Here is a 17,263-nt window from a genome sequence, read left to right on the forward strand (position 1 = left end):
TCTACTCTCTTACAACAAATGCACCTGCAAATGCACCACTTGCAGCAAAATCCCTTGCTTCATCTTCACTTCTAAAGCCTGTTAAGAAAACGCGATTTAACCCATCCACTGAGCTTGTGCGTATAGTAGAGCTATAAGTTCTATAAGTTTTATATCTTGCTGCTATCGTTTGTGCTCCAGCTGGGTTTTTAAAGGCTCCAATTTGAACCATGAAATTTCCACCTTCATAAATTTGTCCATTATTCGCAATCTCTCCACTATTTCCATAGTTTACATTAGAATGTACAATATTATTACCCGAATTACTTGATCCAAACCCTATAACCTCAAGCCTTACTGGAGCTGTTCCTGAAGCAATCATATCAATTTGACTAGCAGCTCCTTTTGATAAATCTATAATACGATTATTTACAAAAGGACCTCTATCATTCACACGAACGGTAACTTGACGATTGTTATTTAAATTGGTTACTTTTAAGATGGTATTCATAGGTAAAGTTTTATGAGCCGCGGTTAAAGCATTTTGATTATAGGTTTCGCCATTAGAGGTTTTCTTGCCGTGAAAGCCTGGCCCATACCAACTCGCAATACCATCAGCAGTTTCGCCTACTGCTACAACAGTAGGATAATAAGTTTTACCATTGATAGTATAAGGCTTCATCGTTCCTTTAGTCCCTGAAGAACTAGGACTGCTTTTAAAATCATTTGAAGGATAATACACTTGAGCATTATCCAAGCTAGAAAAAAAACTAGTGCCTAAACAACCACTAAAAAATAAAGCCCCTAGACTAACGGCTGACAACTTTAGTGTAATTGTTTTTATTTGCATTTTTATTCTCCTTGATTGGTATAATTAATTTTTGATTAATACTAAGATGATTTTTTGCTATTTTATTGAATTCTCGAATTTCATCAACACTTATATTATAATTTTTTGCTATTTTATATAAAGAGTCACCAGACTTAACGGTATAAGTTCTTGTCATAGGTATAGTTGTATCAACCTTTGCAAGTTTTTCTGCTTTAAAATTTTTATCAAAAAATGCTACTTTATTAAGTGGTATATACATATAATACCCTTTACCAGGAGGCGTAAAATTATGTTTAAATTGTGGATTATATTTCTTAAAAGTTGCAAGATCCATATTTAAATTTTTAGCTATTTCTTTTAAAGATGCAGAAGAAGGCACATCAACTTTTGCAAATTCATTGCTTAAAGCATAATTCATTAAAGACGCATCTTTATCTAGTAAAAAATCCCTATCATTGGCTAAAAAAGCAAGCGTTAAAATCTTTCTTATAAAATTTCTAGTTTCTAAAGAAAGATATTTCTTATCAGGGTTCAATAAAACACTTAAATCATCACTTCCTGCTTGCTTGATAGCTTGTCTTAGCTTGCCATTTCCGCAATTATAAGCTAAAAGTGCCAAATACCATTTGCCAAATTCTTCTTTTAACTCTTTTAAATAATTTGTAGCGGCATAAGTTGACTTGACCGGATCACGCCTTTCATCAACATAAGCATCGATTCTTAAACCCAAATTTCTAGCTGTTGGTTGCATAAATTGCCAAACCCCTACAGCCTTGGCATTAGAAACGCTATGAGTTTTCAAGCCTGATTCAACCATAGCTAGATACAAAATCTCATCAGGAACTTCCTGCTGGGCTAAAATTTTTCTTATCATAGGAGTAACTTTTGAAAAATTTTGCATACTATCTATTAAAGTTTGAGCATGTTTTGATTTTATATCTTGTTGAGTTTGCACAAAAATCAAATCACTAATAAAACTTGGATTAATATCTAAATTTCTTAAAACATTCATTTGTCTTTCATAAAATTCAGGAGTATTAATTTGTGCAAAAAGAAAATTAAAACATATTAAAAAACACAATAAAATTTTTTTCATTAATAACCTTTAAAAAATAATTTTTCAGAATTGTTAAAACAAATTTCTAGAAGCTCTTTTCTTGATAAATTCAATACTTCACACATTTTGTTTGCTACAAATTGAGTTAACAAAGGTTCATTTCTTTTACCGCGATAAGGCTCTGGAGTAAGATATGGAGCATCAGTTTCAAGTAGTAGTCTATCTTTTGGAATTTTAGGTAAAATTTCAACTAATTTCTTAGCATTTTTAAAAGTTAAAACTCCCCCAATACCAAAATAAAATCCATCTTCAAAAAGAGTTAGCAAATGTTCGCTTGCATTAAAGCAGTGTAAAACTCCTCCTACAAGATCCTTAGAATACCCATGTAAAATCTCATAAGTATCATGATTTGCTTCTCTTGAGTGAATGATAACAGGTTTTTTAAATTCAATAGCAAGTTCAAGCTGTGCGATAAAAATCTTTTTTTGATTTTCTTTTTCTTTTTGAATTTCTTCAGCAAGATCACTTTTAAAACGGAAATAATCAAGCCCACATTCACCTACAGCTACACACTTTTCATCGTATAAATACTGCCTTAAAATTTTCTCATCATAATTATCAATTTCATAAGGATGCACCCCTACTGCAAAAAAAATATTTTTATATTTATGAGCAATTGTAGCTGCATAGGGCAAATCTTTTATATCAGCACCAGGTATGATGATTTTCTCTATACCATTTTTAAAAGCACGATTTAAAGTTTCATCTAAATCATCTTTAAATGCTTCACTGTCTAGATGGCAATGTGTATCAACAATCCTTAAACCATCTTGAAAATCAAGATTTAAGAACATACTTCAACTCTATCCTTGCCATTATCTTTTGCTTGAGACAATATTTTACTTGCTTTATCAACCAAAGAATCGATCTTATCTCCACTTTTTCCAAAAACCACGCCTATAGAAGCTGTAAAAAAGACTTCATCTAAATTAACTAAAACACCAGCCTTTTTTATATTTACTCGTATACGAGAAAAGATTTTAATCGCTCTTTCTTGGGATATATTTTTAAGTAAAATACAAATTTTTTCTGCACTATATCTACCTACAAGATCTCTTCCTTTAGTTTCATTGACTATTTCATTGGCGCAGATTTTAATTACTTCATCACCAACTTCACGACCGTATTCATCGTTAATCATTTGAAGATTATCTATATCTAAGAAAGCAAAAGCAAATTCCTCGTCTTTTGTTGCTATTTCGTTAAAATAATCATCTATTCCATCGATTAAAGCATTATAATTTTTAACCCCAGATACAGGATCTAAAACATTATAAGTGCTTAAAAATTTTTTATCATCCATGTAAGATAAACAATGATCTAAGCGACAATTAAAACTTTCTTTGCTTAAAGGCTTAAACAAATACTCATTAACTCCATTTTTAAAAGAATTCGCTTCAAATGAATCATTATGATCCCCCAAAAGAATCACACCTAATTCATCATCACTAAAACGTTCTCTTACTTGAATCAAAAGCTCAAAACCGCTAATTACTGGCATATTGACATCTGCTATAATAAGCTTAACATCATTATTATCATTTAAATAACTCATTGCTTCTTCACCATGAGCTGCAGCTAAAACATTAAATTGTCTTTGAGTAAGTATTTTTTTAATTTCATTACGTTCAGGTAGCTTGCTCATAGCTAAAATCACTTTAGTTTTTGCATATTGATTAAGTTTTACAATAGAACTAATAATCTCATCAATGCAAGTTTCACTTTCTTTAAAAATATAATCTAATATATCTTTATCCATAAATTTTTCTTTAGTAGCCTTATCACCACTAGCTGTAAGAACAATAGCAGGAATTTTCTTTTCTATAATATAATCCACAACTTCACCATTTGGGGCATCTGGCAAACATAAATCCACAAAAGCTAAAAAATAATCATTATTCATTAATTCCTTAGCTTCGGCAAAACCAAAAGCAATATCTACCTCATAATCTAAAGTCATTTGAATTTTTTTAGCTAAAAGTTTGCCGAGCATTTTATTGTCATCAATAATTAAAATTTTCTTATTCATAGTGTGTAAAATACCTTTATATCTAAAATTTTTAATATATTTGTTTCAAAGAAAGGAAATTTTATAGTTATATATTCTAACATAGTAAAATAAAAAATCCGCTTAATTCTTAAACAAGGTCTTAGCAAATTCGATTGCTTCATCACTAACAAGCTCTCCACTTACCATCCTAGCAAGCTCTTTAATTCTTTCTTCTTGATCAAGCTTTTTTACCTTGCTTTCTTCGCCATTTTTTTCAACTAAAAAATGATTATGCGCCTTAGAGGAAAGTTGAGGCAAATGAGAAATAGCAAAAATTTGATAAAACTTAGAAAGCTCTTCTAAAACCTTGGCTATACTCATAGCCTCTTTTCCGCTTAAATTTGCATCGATTTCATCTAAAAATAATATCCCTTTACCTGCATTTAAAATTTTACATTCTGTAGCTATAAAAGCAAGTCTTAAGCGATTTAATTCACCTGAACTTAAATTTTTTAAATTAGCTAAATTAATATCTAGTATTATCTCATCTTTGCCTAAAATTGAAATTTTTTCATTTTCTTTAAACGTTAAACTTGCGTCTTTCATATAAAGATCTTTAAGATAATTATTTAAACATTTTTCCAATTTTTTAAGGTTTTTCTTTCTTGTTTGACTTAAAATTTGCGCTTTTTCTTCTAATTTTTGTTTTAATTCTTGAAATTTTTTTTCAAGTTCTTTTTTTTCAAAACTTAAATTTTCATAATGTTCTAGTTCATGTTTTTTTTGTTTTAAAACTTCTAAAGCATTTTCTATGCTTTCATAACGCTTAATGAGATAGGATAAATTTTCAATGCGATCTAAAAGTGTCTCCACATCAAAATCCAAATCTTCCATTTTTTGATTTTCACAAATCACGCGTAATTCATTTAAACATTCACTAAAAAAACTCGCATCAACTTCGCTTAAATTTAAAGCTTCAATAACAACTTTTTCAAGCTCAAAAATACGCTCTGCCTTGCTCCAAGCTTCTTCTAATTTATCTTTTTTAGAAAGCTTTTTTTTAAGTATTAAAAGCTCTTCATACTCACCTATTTTAGGATTAATGCTTGAAATTTTTTCAATTTGCACTCTAGCTAGTTCTTTTAATTCTTCTACTTTTTTTTCTTCTTCTAAAATTACATTAAGCTCATTAGAAATTTGACTATAAGCATTAAAATCTTTTTTAAAATCTTCTAAAAAGGAAATAAAATTTGTATTTTCTTGCATTTCCAAGGCATCTAAGAGATTTAAAAATTTTTCATTTCCAAATTCATTATTTTCCTTTGCACTTAAATACTTAATAAAAGTTTTACTTAAATTTTGCAAACTTTTTTTCGCTATGCTTTGATTGTTAATAAAATATTTTGTGTTTTTTTCTTTTAAAAGCTTAAAAACATTCTCCTCTTCACTTTCTATACCGAAACTTTCTAAATCTAACTTATCATCTAGTTCTATTTCGACAATTTTAGCCTCACTTTCACTCAAAGAAAATGCGGATAAAATTCCTTTAAACAAAACTGATTTTCCAGCTCCACTTAGGCCTGTAAAAACGGTAAGTCCTTTAGAAATTTCAAGCTCAGCCTTTTTAAAACCAAGATTTTCTTTCATAAAAATTCTATTTATCATCAATTTCCCCAGTGTAATTTTTCTTTTAAAATTTGAAAATAATCCCTATTTTTTGGGTGAATTAAAGCCACATTTTTATCACTTAAACCCACTTTTATACTTTTAAAATCATTCATTTTATAATTTTCTTGCCCATCAATACAAAGTATACAATCCTTTGCCATAATTTCTATTTCAAAACCTTTTGGCAAAACAATAGGGCGTTGTGTTAAAGAATGAGAACAAACAGGAGTTAAGATAAAAGCTTGAGCTAAAGTATAAACTATGGGCCCATTTGCACTTAAATTATAAGCTGTTGAACCCGCAGGAGTTGCAACAATAAGCCCATCTCCAAAATATTCATTAAATTTCTTTTCTTTTCTAAAAACTTCTATATGAGCCATAGAAGCTTGATTGTTTTTACTGATAACCACATCATTAAAAGCCAATTTTTCTAAAATTTTTCCTTGCTTATCTTCTAAAAAAATACTTAACAAATAAGGCTTTTCTATTCTAAATTCTCCTTGAAAAAAAGCTTGAAAAAAATTTTTAGCTTCATCAACTTTAAAATCTGTTAAAAAGCCTAAATGTCCAGCATGAATTCCTAAAACTGCTTTATCATATTCACAAGCTTTACGGCATAAAGAAATCAAAGTTCCATCTCCACCTAAAGAAATAACAAAATCAGATATTTTAAACAAATCATCCAATCCATACTTTGGCAAATCTAAAATTTCAGAACTCTCTTTAAACAATACAAGCTCAACTTTATATATAGATAAAATCGATTGAAGTTTTAAAATTTCCTTATCTAAACTCACATTGGGTCGTGTAACAAGTCCGATTTTTTTAATATTTTTATAATCTATTTTATTTTGCATAAAAAATTATATCAAATCTTAGCAAAGCAAAAGAATAAAAATACTATAATTTTGCTCATTATCTTAAAAAATCTTTTTCAAGGAATAAATTTGCGAAGTCATTATAATACAGACTTGGGAATTTCCCATGTTGGTCAAAGCGTTAAACTTTGCGGTTGGGTAAATAGCTACCGCGATCATGGTGGAGTTATTTTTATAGATTTAAGAGATAGAAGTGGCATTATCCAACTTGTTTGCGATCCGAATGATAGCAAAGAAGCTCATGAAATCGCTTCCAATGCAAGAAATGAATTTGTACTTATTGTAGAAGGTGCTATTCGTCCGCGTGGCGAAGGACTTGTAAACCCTAAATTAAAAACAGGAGAAATCGAAGTAGTTGTTTCTAAACTTACCATAGAAAATGAAAGCGCCGTACCTCCTTTTGCTATAGCCGATGAAAGTGTAAATGAAGAATTACGCTTAAAATATCGCTTTTTAGATTTAAGAAATCCTAAACTTTATGAAAATTTTGCCTTGCGTTCTAAAGCTTGTATAGCAGCTAGAAATTCTTTAGCAAATATGGGATTTTTAGAAGTTGAAACCCCTATTCTTACCAAAGCTACTCCCGAAGGCGCAAGAGATTATCTCGTGCCTTCTCGTGTTCATCAGGGTGAATTTTATGCTCTTCCACAAAGCCCTCAGCTTTTCAAACAACTTTTAATGTGTAGCGGTTTTGATCGTTATTTTCAAATCGCAAAATGTTTTAGAGATGAAGATTTAAGAGCTGATCGCCAACCTGAATTCACACAAATTGATGTTGAAATGAGTTTTTGTGAACAAAAAGATGTAATCAATGTAGCTGAAACTTTTTTAAAAGATATTTTCAAAGCTTGTGGCAAAGAAATTCAAACTCCTTTTAGACAAATGCAATACAAAGACGCTATGGAGAATTATGGCTCTGATAAGCCGGATTTAAGATTTGATCTTAAATTTATTGATGTGGTTGATATTTTTGCTAAGTCAAATAATGAAATTTTTGCAAATATTGCCAAAGATACAAAGAAAAATCGCATCAAAGCCATACGCGTTCCAAAAGGCGATACTATTTTTTCAAAAAGACAAATGCAAAGATTTGAAGAATTTGTGCGTAAATTTGGTGCCCAAGGCTTAGCTTTTATACAAGTTAAAGAAGATGGGCTTAAAGGTCCGCTTTGCAAATTCTTTAGCGAAGAAGATTTAAATGAGCTAAGCAAACGCTGTGAGCTTGAAGTAGGAGATGTGGTATTTTTCGGTGCAGGAGCTAAAAAAACCGTGCTTGATTATATGGGAAGATTTAGAATTTTCTTAGCCAACGAGTTAAATCTTATAGATCCAAATGCCTTAGAATTCTTATGGGTTGTTGATTTTCCTATGTTTGAACAAAATGATGATGGAAGTTATTCTGCGATGCACCATCCTTTTACCATGCCAAAAAATATCGATGAGACTGATTTAGAAGAAATTTCATCTATTGCTTATGATGTAGTGTTAAATGGCGTTGAGCTAGGTGGAGGTAGTATAAGAATCCATAAAAACGATATTCAACAAAAAGTATTTAAACTTTTAAATATCGATGAAGAACAACAAAAAGAAAAATTTGGCTTCTTGCTTGATGCTTTAAGTTTTGGTGCTCCACCACATGGAGGTATCGCTATAGGACTTGATAGACTCATCATGCTAGTTACAGGAGCAAACAGTATAAGAGAGGTTATAGCCTTTCCAAAAACCCAAAGAGCGCAATGCTTAATGACAGATGCACCATCGCCTGCTAGCAATGAAGCAATGAGAGAATTAGGAATCAAATTAAGGGAGAATATAAAATGAAAGAATTGTTTTTAATCATAGGTGCACCAGGTAGTGGAAAAACTACCGATGCTAGTTTAATCGCACAAGCAGATGCGACAAATATCACACACTATTCAACAGGAGATCTTTTAAGAGCTGAAGTAGCAAGCGGGAGTGAGCTTGGAAAAACTATAGATAGTTTTATATCCAAAGGCAATCTTGTTCCTTTAGATGTTGTTGTAAATACTATAGTTTGTGCTCTAAAAGCTGCTCCAACTAAAACTATTATCATCGATGGTTATCCAAGAAGTGTAGAGCAAATGATGGAATTTGATAAGGTTTTAAGTGAGCAAAATGAAATTTGTCTTAAAGGTGTCATAGAAGTAAGAGTAAGCGAAGAAGTTGCCAAAGAAAGAGTTTTAGGCAGAAATCGTGGTGCAGATGATAATGAAGAAGTGTTTTATAATAGAATGAAAGTTTATACAGAACCTTTAAATGAAATTTTAGATTTTTATCAAAAGAAAAAACTTCATTTTATTATCGATGGGGAACGCACTATCGAACCTATCGTTGCAGACATGAAAGAACTGATTAAAAAAATTCAAAGTATATAAGGAGAAAAAATGGATTTAAGCAAAATCAAAATCGGAGATATTCCAAATAAAATCAATGCCGTAATCGAAATTCCATACGGCTCAAGCATCAAATACGAAATCGATAAAGATAGTGGTGCTATCATGGTAGATCGCGTTATGGCTAGTGCGATGTTTTATCCAGCAAACTATGGTTTTATTGCCAATACTTTGGCTGATGATGGTGATCCTGTGGATATTTTAGTGCTTAATGAATATCCTATCCAAGCTGGAGCCGTGATTCCTTGTCGCTTAATTGGTGTTTTAATCATGGAAGATGAAAGCGGAATGGATGAAAAACTTCTTGCAGTTCCAAATTCAAAAATAGATGCAAGATATGACAATATAAAAACTTACACGGATTTACCACAAGCAACTTTAAATAAAATCAAAAATTTCTTTGAAACTTATAAAATTTTAGAGCCAAACAAATGGGTTAAAGTGCAAGATTTTAAAGATGAAAAAGCTGCAATTGAAATTTTAGAAAAAGCAATCAAAAACTACAAATAATCCTAGCCCTTCAAAGGGCTAAACTCAAGGAAAACTCGCAATGAAAAATATCGTTTTAGGTGGTGGTTGTTTTTGGTGTGTTGAAGCCGTATTTGAACGCCTAAAAGGTGTAATCGATACTGAAGTTGGATATAGCGGAGGAAATCCAAATCCTAGCTATGAAAGCGTGTGCAATGGTGATGGTAACATAGAAGTTGTCAAAATAAATTACGATGAAAAACAAATCTCTCTTCTTGAAATCTTAACACTCTTTTTTAAAATTCATGATCCAACAAGCATAGATAAACAAGGTGGAGATATTGGTATACAATATCGCTCAATAATCTTTTACGAAAATGAAGAAGATAAAATTTTAGCTCAAAATTTCATCGAAGAACAGCAAAAAATATTTAGCAAAAAAATAGTTACTAAAATTTCAAGATTGCAAACTTACTACAAAGCTGAAAACTATCATCAACATTATTTTATAAATAATCCCAATCAAGGATATTGTCAAGCTGTAATAGCTCCAAAACTGCAAAAAATACAATCAGACTAATTTCATCTTTTTAAGGTTAAAAAAATTTCAACTTTATTCACAGCCTTTTCACGCTGTGATTTTCTTTTCGAAGTACTTAAAAATAGAACTTTAAGCTTTAAAATAAAGAAAAAATTATTTATTGTTTTTTAAGTTTTTTTATGAATTTGTATTTAAATGTGAATAATTTTATCAATTAACATAATTTCCTAAGCTTAGCTATAAAAAATCCATCATAGTCTAAGCTTGGTAAAATCCGTCTGCATTTTGAAATTTCAGCAAATTCTTCACTTTGCCCTGCTTTAGCCTCAATATTTTCCAAATCAATATCTAAAAGCTCTAATTTAAACTCGCTTTTTAAAGCATTCTCTATCACTTCTTCATTTTCTTCCTTGGTAAAGGTGCAAGTACTATATACAAGCTCTCCTCCTATTTTTAATGCCTTTAAAGCAGAATGTAGAAGTTTTTTTTGAGTTTTTGCAATATTTTTGATTTCTTTATAACTTTTTTCCAAATCAAAACCTATTTTAGCAAAAGTTGAACAAGGTGCATCGAGTAAAATTTTATCAAATTTTAAAGGACATAAATTGCCTATATTTTTACCATCTTTCATAAAAACTTTAGCATTCACGCCGTAATTTTTAAGATTTTTTTGCAAAATAAAAAATCTATCCCTACTCATCTCATTGCAAGCTAAATAACCTGTATTTTGCATAAAATTTGCAAGATTGATACTTTTGCCACCCGGAGCTGCACACATATCAAGAACACTTTGCCCTGCTTTAACTTCTAAATTTAAAGCACACAAATAAGAAGAATAATTTTGTATATAAAAATACGCCTCATTAAAAGCTTTCATAGAACTTAAGATAGCTTTATCTTTGGCATCAAACAAATAACAATAAGCATTGATCTTTTTAAATTTTAAATTTTGTTTTAAAAATTCTTTTTCTAATTCTTCAATGCTAGTTTTTAAAGTATTTGCAAATACACAAACATTTTTTTCTTGAGCAAAAGAAGATAAAATATTTTGCATTTCATCTTTAGTATAAAGTTTTTCTATTCTAGAGAGCAAAATAATCCTTTATCATGATAAAAGCGGATAAAGAGTCTAATTTACCATCTTTTTTGCGTGTATTGGCTACGCCGTATCCTAAAGCTTCTTTACTTGTTCCACTTTCATCTACAAAGCAAATTTCTTTATCAAATTCAAGCAAAGATACAAAATGCTTAATGCGTCTTGTCATTTCTTCTTCGCTTGATCCACCCTTAGGAATGCCTACAATGAGTAAAGAAATTTCATGTATTTTAAGTAAATTTTTGATTTCATTGGCAGCTTGATTGCGATTTTTTCTTAAAACTGCATCTAAAGGCAAAGCAATCTTTTTATCTACGCAAAGCGCTACACCTATGCGTTTTAAACCTACATCTAAAGCCAAAGCTCTCATACTAAAACCCTTATAAAAAGCCCTTCGATGGAAATTTTTCCCTCAAGTTCATATTCATAAACTTTTTGTCCATAAATTTTTAAAGCCTCATCAACACTCACACCTTTTTTACAAAACTCTAAAAACTCATCTTGATTTGTATCTATACTTGCAAACTCACTTACAAATTCTTTAAAATCACAAATCAATTTTGCTTTATTTTCCTTTAAAAGCAAATTAGTCCCTGTGCTTTCTCCTAGTCTTTGCGGTAAAACATATAAAGGTTTATTGAGCTCTAAAGCAAGTTTTGCACTTTGTATAGAACCACTTTTTATATCTGCTTGTGCAACTACAACAGCCTTACTTAAAGCAATAACCAAACGATTTCTTAGTAAAAAGTCATAATTTTTTGGCAAATAATCATCTTCATATTCACTTAAAGCCAAAGCATTTTCATAAATTTGTTTAATGATTTTTTCATTAGTTCTTGGATAAATTTGATCTAAACCATTAGCAAAAATACCTATAGTATTTGGCATAGCCGCCACACTTGCGGTGATATCCACACCCAAAGCACCGCCACTTACCACACAAAGATGAGCATTTTTAAGCATACTCGCTAAAGAAAAAACACAATTTTTCGTATAAACACTCATACGCCTTGAACCTATAATAGCGATTTTATCTTGTTTTAATAAAGATAAATTTCCTTTATAGTGTAATTTTTTAGGAGGCTTTTTTAAATCTTTAAAAAGTTCTAAAAATTCATCAGGCAAAATTTCACTTGCCATAAATTTCACTCAAATACACAAGATCAACGCCTTTTAACAAATTCTTACTTTGCTCTAAAGCTTTAAAAGTATTTTTCCTAGGATGTCCTATGGCTATAACAAAACCTTTTTTTTGTGCAAGTTTTACTGCACTTTCGAGTTGTTTTTTAACATAATTAACATCATCTTCATTATCCAAAAACACATCTCTTTGTATATAAGGCATACTGAGTTCTTTAGCGATTTTATTTGCCTTAGAATTTCCTATAGTTTTAGAATCTACAAAAAATATATTTTGATTTTTTAAAGCCTCATAAAGCTTTCTCATAGCTTCTTCATTGCTTGTAAATAAACTTCCTGTGTGATTATTAATATATCTTAAATCCTTAAAATCTTTTTTAATTTGCTTGATTTTTTTAAAAATTCTTTCTTTGCTATCATTTGGATTTAAAGTATCAAGCTCGGGTTTATTGTAATTAATTGCTGCTAAAGGTAAATGCACCATATAAAAATCAAATTTTAAAGCAAGTTTTGGCGTTTCGATATGGTTTTTATCTGGCGGAAAAAAAGAAGGATTTAACTTTAAATTTAAAGCTTTTAAACCTCTAACCTGACTTGCATTTGCCATATCATCGATAATAATAGCAAGTTTTGGTTTTTTAGAAATTTTATTTAAATGAATATCTTCATCAAAAGCTAAATTTTGATCTTGGGTTAAATTTGTATCTTTTGGAATAAAATTTTGTTCCAAACTCTGATTTTGCTCTAAACTTAAATTCTGCTCCACACTGCTTAAATTTTGCTCATTTAAACTTGTATTTAAATCATCGATTTCTTGAATTTTTTGCTCTAAAATACTTACAGATTTATTATTATCAAACTCATTCTCTTGAAAAATACCAATTTCATAATGATCTTTATTTGATGAAATTAAATCTTCTTGTTTATCAATAAAATAATCCGGCTTAACAGAAGAAACATCTTGGGAATTTTGATATTTTACTAAAATTCCCAAAGCTAAAGCTATACAAAGTAAAAAAAGTATAGCTATGATTAAATAACGCTGAATTTGAACTAATTTTTTCTTTGACAATGTTTAGTTCTTATCTTTATCTACTAATTTTTTAGCACTGATCCAAGGCATCATCGCACGCAAATTGCGCCCTGTTTTTTCTATCAAAGAATCATTCATATTTTTGCGTTCTGCATGCATTCTAGCAAAACCTGCACGGCGTTCTAAGATAAAATCTTTTGCAAAAACACCATTTTGTATATCTTTTAAAACACCTTTCATCGCTTTTTTAGTCTCTTCAGTGATAATCTTTGGCCCTGTGATATAATCGCCGTATTCTGCAGTATTTGAGATAGAATAACGCATATCTGCAATACCACCTTGATAAATCAAATCCACAATAAGTTTCATTTCATGCAAACACTCAAAATAAGCCATTTCAGGTTCATAACCTGCTTCAACCAAAGTCTCAAAACCTGCTTGAATCAAAGCACTAAGTCCACCACAAAGCACGGCTTGTTCACCAAAAAGATCTGTTTCTGTTTCGGCTTTAAAGGTTGTTTCTATAATACCTGTGCGTCCGCCCCCAATCGCACTTGCATAACTTAAGGCTAAATTTTTAGCATTTTTACTTTCATCTTGATGGATGGCTATTAAACAAGGAGTTCCACCTCCTAAAGTAAATTCATTTCTTACTGTGTGTCCTGGTGCTTTAGGTGCTATCATGATAACATCTATACCTTTTGGAGCAACAATTTGACCATAGTGGATATTAAAACCGTGCGCAAAAGCTATAGCCTTGCCTTCACTTAAATTTGGTTTTATTTCGACATTAAAAATATCTGCTTGAATTTCATCAGGAGCTAAAATCATAACCACATCTGCTGTCTTAGAAGCCTCGCTTACACTCATTACTTCAAAACCAGCATTTTTTGCTTTAACAGCACTTACACTACCTTCACGAAGTCCGATAATTACATTTACGCCATTATCTCTTAAATTCATTGCATGAGCGTGTCCTTGAGAGCCAAAGCCTATAATTGCTACTTTTTTTGATTTGATTAAATTTAAATCACAATCTTTATCATAATATACTGTAATAGCCATATTCACTCCTTAAAAATTCAAAAATTAAAGGTATTATTATAGCAATTAAAGTATAAATTTCATATTTTTTTTATAAACTTTATGTAAGAATTTTACAAAAAATCATAAAGTATCAAAAGTGAAAGAATTTTTAAACAATCTTAGTTATGGCATTAACTCTCATGAAGTAAGCAATGAATTTAAACAAATTTTAAGAGAGCTTTTAGCTAATCATATCATCAAAGAACACAAAAACAAATACTATCTTAACAATGGTTTTGCCTTTGGAGTACTTGATATTTCAAGCAAAGGCACAGGTTTTTTACAATGCTTTGATGAAAGTTTCAAAAAAGATCTTTTGATAGAAAACAAAAACCTAAAAGGTGCAAACTATAAAGATATAGTCGCAGTAAAACTTCTATCTTTAAAGAAAAAACGCCCCAGTGCAAAGGTGATTTTAGTTCTAAAAAGAGCCAATGAAACCTCTTTAGTGATCACCAAAAGGTACGGCGAAGCCGTGCTTGGAATGAATATCAAAACAGGATTAAGCACTGCCTTAAAAGCTTCTCAAAAATCCTTAAAAGCACTACCTTTAGGGACAATTTTAAAAATAGAAAATGAAAATAACAATATTATAGAAGTTTTAGGACATATCGATGATGAAAGCGTAGATGAAAAAATCTCCTTAGCTCTTTTTAATAAAAATAACGAATTTAGCGACGCTTGTATCAAAGAAGCTCTAGCAAACGGTGATAGCGTTGATGCGAGTATGTATGAAAATCGCATGGATTTAAGAGCCTTGCCTTTTTGCACCATAGATCCTATACATGCAAAAGATTTTGATGATGCGATTTATTTTGATACTCAAAAACGAGAAATTTATGTAGCTATTGCTGATATTAGCGAATATGTTTATGCTTATAGTGCTATAGATAAAGAAGCAAGAAATCGTGGATTTTCTATTTATTTTCCACATATTGCTATACCTATGCTACCGCGTCCTTTAAGTGAAAATATCTGTTCTTTAAAACCTCATTTAGATCGCTTAGCGTATTGTTTTAAAATTACACTCGATCATGAAAATAAGGTCATAAAAGAAGAACTTTTTGAAGGTATTATCAACTCAAAACGCCGTTTTAATTACGATGAGGTTGATGAAATTTTAATACAAAAACCTGATTTAAAAGAGCTTTCATGGCTTTATGAGCTTTTTGAAATCACAAAAAATTTACGCAAAATGCGTCTTAAAAATGCCTTTGAATTTCGCACCGAAGAATTAAGAATGAATTTAGATGAAAATTTAAGTCTAAAAAGTACAGTTTTTGAAAAAGACACGCCTTCGCATAATTTGATCGAAGATTGTATGCTTTTAGCCAATAAAGCCGCAGCAAAACTCATAGATATAGGTGTTTTTAGGAATCACTTAAGTGCTGATGCAAGAAAAATCGATAAGCTTTTAAATGAATTACGCGAACTAGGCATCGATGTAAATTTTAAACCCAATCTTCCTGAACTCATACGCGACATACAAGCTTTAGCCGATGAGTTAAATTTAAGAGCAGAAGTAGATAAACTCATCATCAAAGCACAAAAAAAAGCAGAATATTCTAGCGTCAATGCAGGACATTTTGGCTTAGGTTTTGATAAATATTCACATTTTACAAGCCCTATAAGAAGGTATTCTGATCTTATTTTGCACAGACTTTTAAAAGCCAAACAAAAAAACGATGAAAAACTTTTTAATTATCTACTTTTAAACATAGAAAGCACTTGCGAGAATCTTAGCACACTTGAAAGAGAGGCGGATAAAGTTGCTTTTGATTTTATGGATAGAAAATTTGCTAGATGGGCAGCTAAAAATATAGGCAAAAAATTTAAAGCTTTAGTTGTTCAAAATGATGGAGTTTGTATAGCTAAACTAGATGATGAAATCAAAGGAGCGGATATAATCCTTTATGATACGCGTGTAAATTTGCTAGAAAGTGTTGAAGTGCAAATCATGGAAGCGGATATAGTTATGGCAAAAATTTATGCTAAAATCACCCAAAGACTTATAAAGGAAGAAAATGTATAGAAAAGAGCTTCAAACCCTACTTTCTAAAGGTTTAATACCCAATTTTTTCTTTCTTTATGGAGCAGATAATTTTCAAAACGAACTTTATGCTGAATTTATAAAAGAAAAATATAAGCCCGATGAAACTTTAAAACTTTTTTTTGAAGAATACAACTTCACTCGTGCGAGTGATTTTTTAAGCGCAGGATCGCTTTTTAGTGAAAAAAAATTACTCGAAATTAAAACTTCTAAAAAAATTCCAACAAAAGATCTTAAAGTTTTAGTAGATCTTTGTAAAAACAATACGGACAATTTCTTTCTTTTAGAGCTTTATGATGAAAGTTCTAAACAAAGCGATATAGAAAAAATTTTTTCTCCTCATTTTGTAAGATTTTTCAAAGCTAACGGAGCTAAAGAAGGCGTGGAGCTTTTAAGCATAAAAGCAAAACAACTAGGGGTTGAAATCACTCAAAATGCTTTATTTACTCTTTTTACAAGTTTTGATGAAAACTTATATCTTGCTGCGAGCGAGCTTAATAAATTTAGTGGTTTAAGAGTAGATGAAAAAACCATAGAACAATACTGCTATAGTTTGAATACAGGAAGTTTTGAAAGCTTTTTTGAGAAAATTTTAAAGAAACAAGACTTTAAAAGCGAACTTGAAAAAATTTTAGATAATTTTAATGAAATTGCTTTAATCAACTCTTTGTATAATTCTTTTTATCGTTTATTTAAAATCGCACTTTATGCTAAAGTCAATGGTAAAATTGACTTTAAAGATCTTTTAGGCTATACTCCACCTCCTCAAGTGGGACAAAATTTAAGCTCTCAAGCCTTTAGTTTAAAAATCGAACAATATAAAGAAATTTTCACTCTTTTGCTTAAATGCGAATACGAGCTTAAAACCAATTCTAAGCTCGTAAAAAAAGAATTTTTAATTTCAAATTTGCTTAAACTTGCAAGGATTTTGAAAAGCTAAATAGTAAAATTATAAAAATTAAAATCACTTT

The 17,263-nt window shown here is 30.4% G+C and carries 17 protein-coding genes; 6 read left to right on the forward strand and 11 right to left on the reverse strand.

What is annotated here, in order from left to right; genetic code table 11:
- Position 1: 1 nt before the first annotated feature.
- From ELQ04_RS02175 to ELQ04_RS02200, 6 genes are all read right to left on the reverse strand, one after another.
- Positions 2 to 829: a septal ring lytic transglycosylase RlpA family protein gene (locus ELQ04_RS02175; RefSeq protein ID WP_002852227.1), complete on the reverse strand. Its 828-nt coding sequence runs from the start codon at positions 827 to 829 to the stop codon at positions 2 to 4.
- Entirely contained in the window at positions 789 to 1,907 is a 1,119-nt protein-coding gene (locus tag ELQ04_RS02180) for a lytic transglycosylase domain-containing protein (RefSeq protein WP_002852087.1), read from the reverse strand. The genes ELQ04_RS02175 and ELQ04_RS02180 overlap by 41 nt, the downstream gene beginning before the upstream one ends.
- The gene (locus ELQ04_RS02185; RefSeq protein ID WP_002866502.1) at positions 1,907 to 2,722 is read right to left on the reverse strand and encodes a TatD family hydrolase; all 816 of its coding nucleotides are present in this window, start codon (positions 2,720 to 2,722) and stop codon (positions 1,907 to 1,909) included. The genes ELQ04_RS02180 and ELQ04_RS02185 overlap by 1 nt, the downstream gene beginning before the upstream one ends.
- Entirely contained in the window at positions 2,713 to 3,957 is a 1,245-nt protein-coding gene (gene cbrR / locus ELQ04_RS02190; RefSeq protein ID WP_002938318.1) for a bile resistance response regulator CbrR, read from the reverse strand. Before cbrR ends, ELQ04_RS02185 begins: the two co-directional genes overlap by 10 nt.
- Before the next feature lie 102 nt (positions 3,958 to 4,059).
- Positions 4,060 to 5,583 (reverse strand): hypothetical protein, encoded by a 1,524-nt coding sequence (locus tag ELQ04_RS02195; RefSeq protein WP_002938316.1) that lies wholly within the window; start codon positions 5,581 to 5,583, stop codon positions 4,060 to 4,062.
- Positions 5,583 to 6,443 carry an NAD(+) kinase gene (locus tag ELQ04_RS02200; RefSeq protein ID WP_002938314.1) on the reverse strand — a complete coding sequence of 287 codons (861 nt, stop codon included), beginning with the start codon at positions 6,441 to 6,443 and terminating at the stop codon, positions 5,583 to 5,585. Before ELQ04_RS02200 ends, ELQ04_RS02195 begins: the two co-directional genes overlap by 1 nt.
- A 90-nt stretch (positions 6,444 to 6,533) precedes the next feature.
- Here ELQ04_RS02200 and aspS point away from each other — a divergent pair, with 90 nt between their 5' ends.
- The 4 genes from aspS to msrA are packed head-to-tail and all read left to right on the forward strand — an operon-like array spanning position 6,534 to position 9,926.
- A complete protein-coding gene (gene aspS, locus ELQ04_RS02205) occupies positions 6,534 to 8,285 on the forward strand; it encodes an aspartate--tRNA ligase (protein WP_044778163.1) in 1,752 nt (583 codons plus the stop codon).
- The gene (locus ELQ04_RS02210; RefSeq protein WP_002855137.1) at positions 8,282 to 8,860 is read left to right on the forward strand and encodes an adenylate kinase; all 579 of its coding nucleotides are present in this window, start codon (positions 8,282 to 8,284) and stop codon (positions 8,858 to 8,860) included. The genes aspS and ELQ04_RS02210 overlap by 4 nt, the downstream gene beginning before the upstream one ends.
- Before the next feature lie 9 nt (positions 8,861 to 8,869).
- Entirely contained in the window at positions 8,870 to 9,388 is a 519-nt protein-coding gene (ppa, locus tag ELQ04_RS02215) for an inorganic diphosphatase (RefSeq protein ID WP_002855031.1), read from the forward strand.
- A 40-nt stretch (positions 9,389 to 9,428) separates the two neighbouring features.
- Positions 9,429 to 9,926 carry a peptide-methionine (S)-S-oxide reductase MsrA gene (gene msrA, locus ELQ04_RS02220; RefSeq protein ID WP_002855174.1) on the forward strand — a complete coding sequence of 166 codons (498 nt, stop codon included), beginning with the start codon at positions 9,429 to 9,431 and terminating at the stop codon, positions 9,924 to 9,926.
- A 175-nt stretch (positions 9,927 to 10,101) separates the two neighbouring features.
- On the opposite strand, the gene ELQ04_RS02225 is transcribed toward msrA, so the two are convergent.
- From ELQ04_RS02225 to ilvC, 5 genes are read right to left on the reverse strand one after another with little or no spacing between them, the layout of a single operon-like run.
- Positions 10,102 to 10,941, reverse strand: coding sequence for an RsmB/NOP family class I SAM-dependent RNA methyltransferase (locus ELQ04_RS02225; RefSeq protein WP_074469326.1), 840 nt, complete (start codon positions 10,939 to 10,941; stop codon positions 10,102 to 10,104).
- Between the two features lie 28 nt (positions 10,942 to 10,969).
- Complete coding sequence (ruvX, locus tag ELQ04_RS02230; protein WP_002856861.1) at positions 10,970 to 11,353, reverse strand: Holliday junction resolvase RuvX; 384 nt, start codon at positions 11,351 to 11,353, stop codon at positions 10,970 to 10,972.
- Positions 11,350 to 12,123: a DNA-processing protein DprA gene (locus ELQ04_RS02235; protein ID WP_002938303.1), complete on the reverse strand. Its 774-nt coding sequence runs from the start codon at positions 12,121 to 12,123 to the stop codon at positions 11,350 to 11,352. The genes ruvX and ELQ04_RS02235 overlap by 4 nt, the downstream gene beginning before the upstream one ends.
- On the reverse strand, positions 12,113 to 13,195 hold the full coding sequence (locus ELQ04_RS02240; protein WP_002938302.1) for a divergent polysaccharide deacetylase family protein: 1,083 nt from the start codon (positions 13,193 to 13,195) through the stop codon (positions 12,113 to 12,115). Before ELQ04_RS02240 ends, ELQ04_RS02235 begins: the two co-directional genes overlap by 11 nt.
- A gap of 3 nt (positions 13,196 to 13,198) precedes the next feature.
- The gene (ilvC, locus tag ELQ04_RS02245; RefSeq protein ID WP_002921147.1) at positions 13,199 to 14,221 is read right to left on the reverse strand and encodes a ketol-acid reductoisomerase; all 1,023 of its coding nucleotides are present in this window, start codon (positions 14,219 to 14,221) and stop codon (positions 13,199 to 13,201) included.
- 118 nt (positions 14,222 to 14,339) lie between these two features.
- On the opposite strand from ilvC, the gene ELQ04_RS02250 reads away from it, so the two are divergent.
- Positions 14,340 to 16,274: a ribonuclease R family protein gene (locus ELQ04_RS02250; RefSeq protein WP_044778161.1), complete on the forward strand. Its 1,935-nt coding sequence runs from the start codon at positions 14,340 to 14,342 to the stop codon at positions 16,272 to 16,274.
- Complete coding sequence (holA, locus tag ELQ04_RS02255; protein WP_044778160.1) at positions 16,267 to 17,232, forward strand: DNA polymerase III subunit delta; 966 nt, start codon at positions 16,267 to 16,269, stop codon at positions 17,230 to 17,232. Before ELQ04_RS02250 ends, holA begins: the two co-directional genes overlap by 8 nt.
- The last annotated feature ends 31 nt before the right edge of the window (positions 17,233 to 17,263 follow it).

This window comes from Campylobacter sp. CH278 (assembly GCF_004378845.1).
GTDB lineage: Bacteria > Campylobacterota > Campylobacteria > Campylobacterales > Campylobacteraceae > Campylobacter_D > Campylobacter_D jejuni.

Excerpts from the sequence above, each read along its gene's own strand:
- ELQ04_RS02200 (WP_002938314.1), bottom strand. The coding sequence starts at position 6,443 with ATGCAAAATAAAATAGATTATAAAAATATTAAAAAAATCGGACTTGTT.
- ELQ04_RS02235 (WP_002938303.1), bottom strand. The coding sequence starts at position 12,123 with ATGGCAAGTGAAATTTTGCCTGATGAATTTTTAGAACTTTTTAAAGAT.
- ppa (WP_002855031.1), top strand. The coding sequence starts at position 8,870 with ATGGATTTAAGCAAAATCAAAATCGGAGATATTCCAAATAAAATCAAT.
- ELQ04_RS02210 (WP_002855137.1), top strand. The coding sequence starts at position 8,282 with ATGAAAGAATTGTTTTTAATCATAGGTGCACCAGGTAGTGGAAAAACT.
- ELQ04_RS02185 (WP_002866502.1), bottom strand. The coding sequence starts at position 2,722 with ATGTTCTTAAATCTTGATTTTCAAGATGGTTTAAGGATTGTTGATACA.
- ELQ04_RS02180 (WP_002852087.1), bottom strand. The coding sequence starts at position 1,907 with ATGAAAAAAATTTTATTGTGTTTTTTAATATGTTTTAATTTTCTTTTT.
- holA (WP_044778160.1), top strand. The coding sequence starts at position 16,267 with ATGTATAGAAAAGAGCTTCAAACCCTACTTTCTAAAGGTTTAATACCC.
- ELQ04_RS02175 (WP_002852227.1), bottom strand. The coding sequence starts at position 829 with ATGCAAATAAAAACAATTACACTAAAGTTGTCAGCCGTTAGTCTAGGG.
- cbrR (WP_002938318.1), bottom strand. The coding sequence starts at position 3,957 with ATGAATAAGAAAATTTTAATTATTGATGACAATAAAATGCTCGGCAAA.
- ilvC (WP_002921147.1), bottom strand. The coding sequence starts at position 14,221 with ATGGCTATTACAGTATATTATGATAAAGATTGTGATTTAAATTTAATC.
- msrA (WP_002855174.1), top strand. The coding sequence starts at position 9,429 with ATGAAAAATATCGTTTTAGGTGGTGGTTGTTTTTGGTGTGTTGAAGCC.
- ruvX (WP_002856861.1), bottom strand. The coding sequence starts at position 11,353 with ATGAGAGCTTTGGCTTTAGATGTAGGTTTAAAACGCATAGGTGTAGCG.
- ELQ04_RS02195 (WP_002938316.1), bottom strand. The coding sequence starts at position 5,583 with ATGATAAATAGAATTTTTATGAAAGAAAATCTTGGTTTTAAAAAGGCT.
- ELQ04_RS02225 (WP_074469326.1), bottom strand. The coding sequence starts at position 10,941 with ATGCAAAATATTTTATCTTCTTTTGCTCAAGAAAAAAATGTTTGTGTA.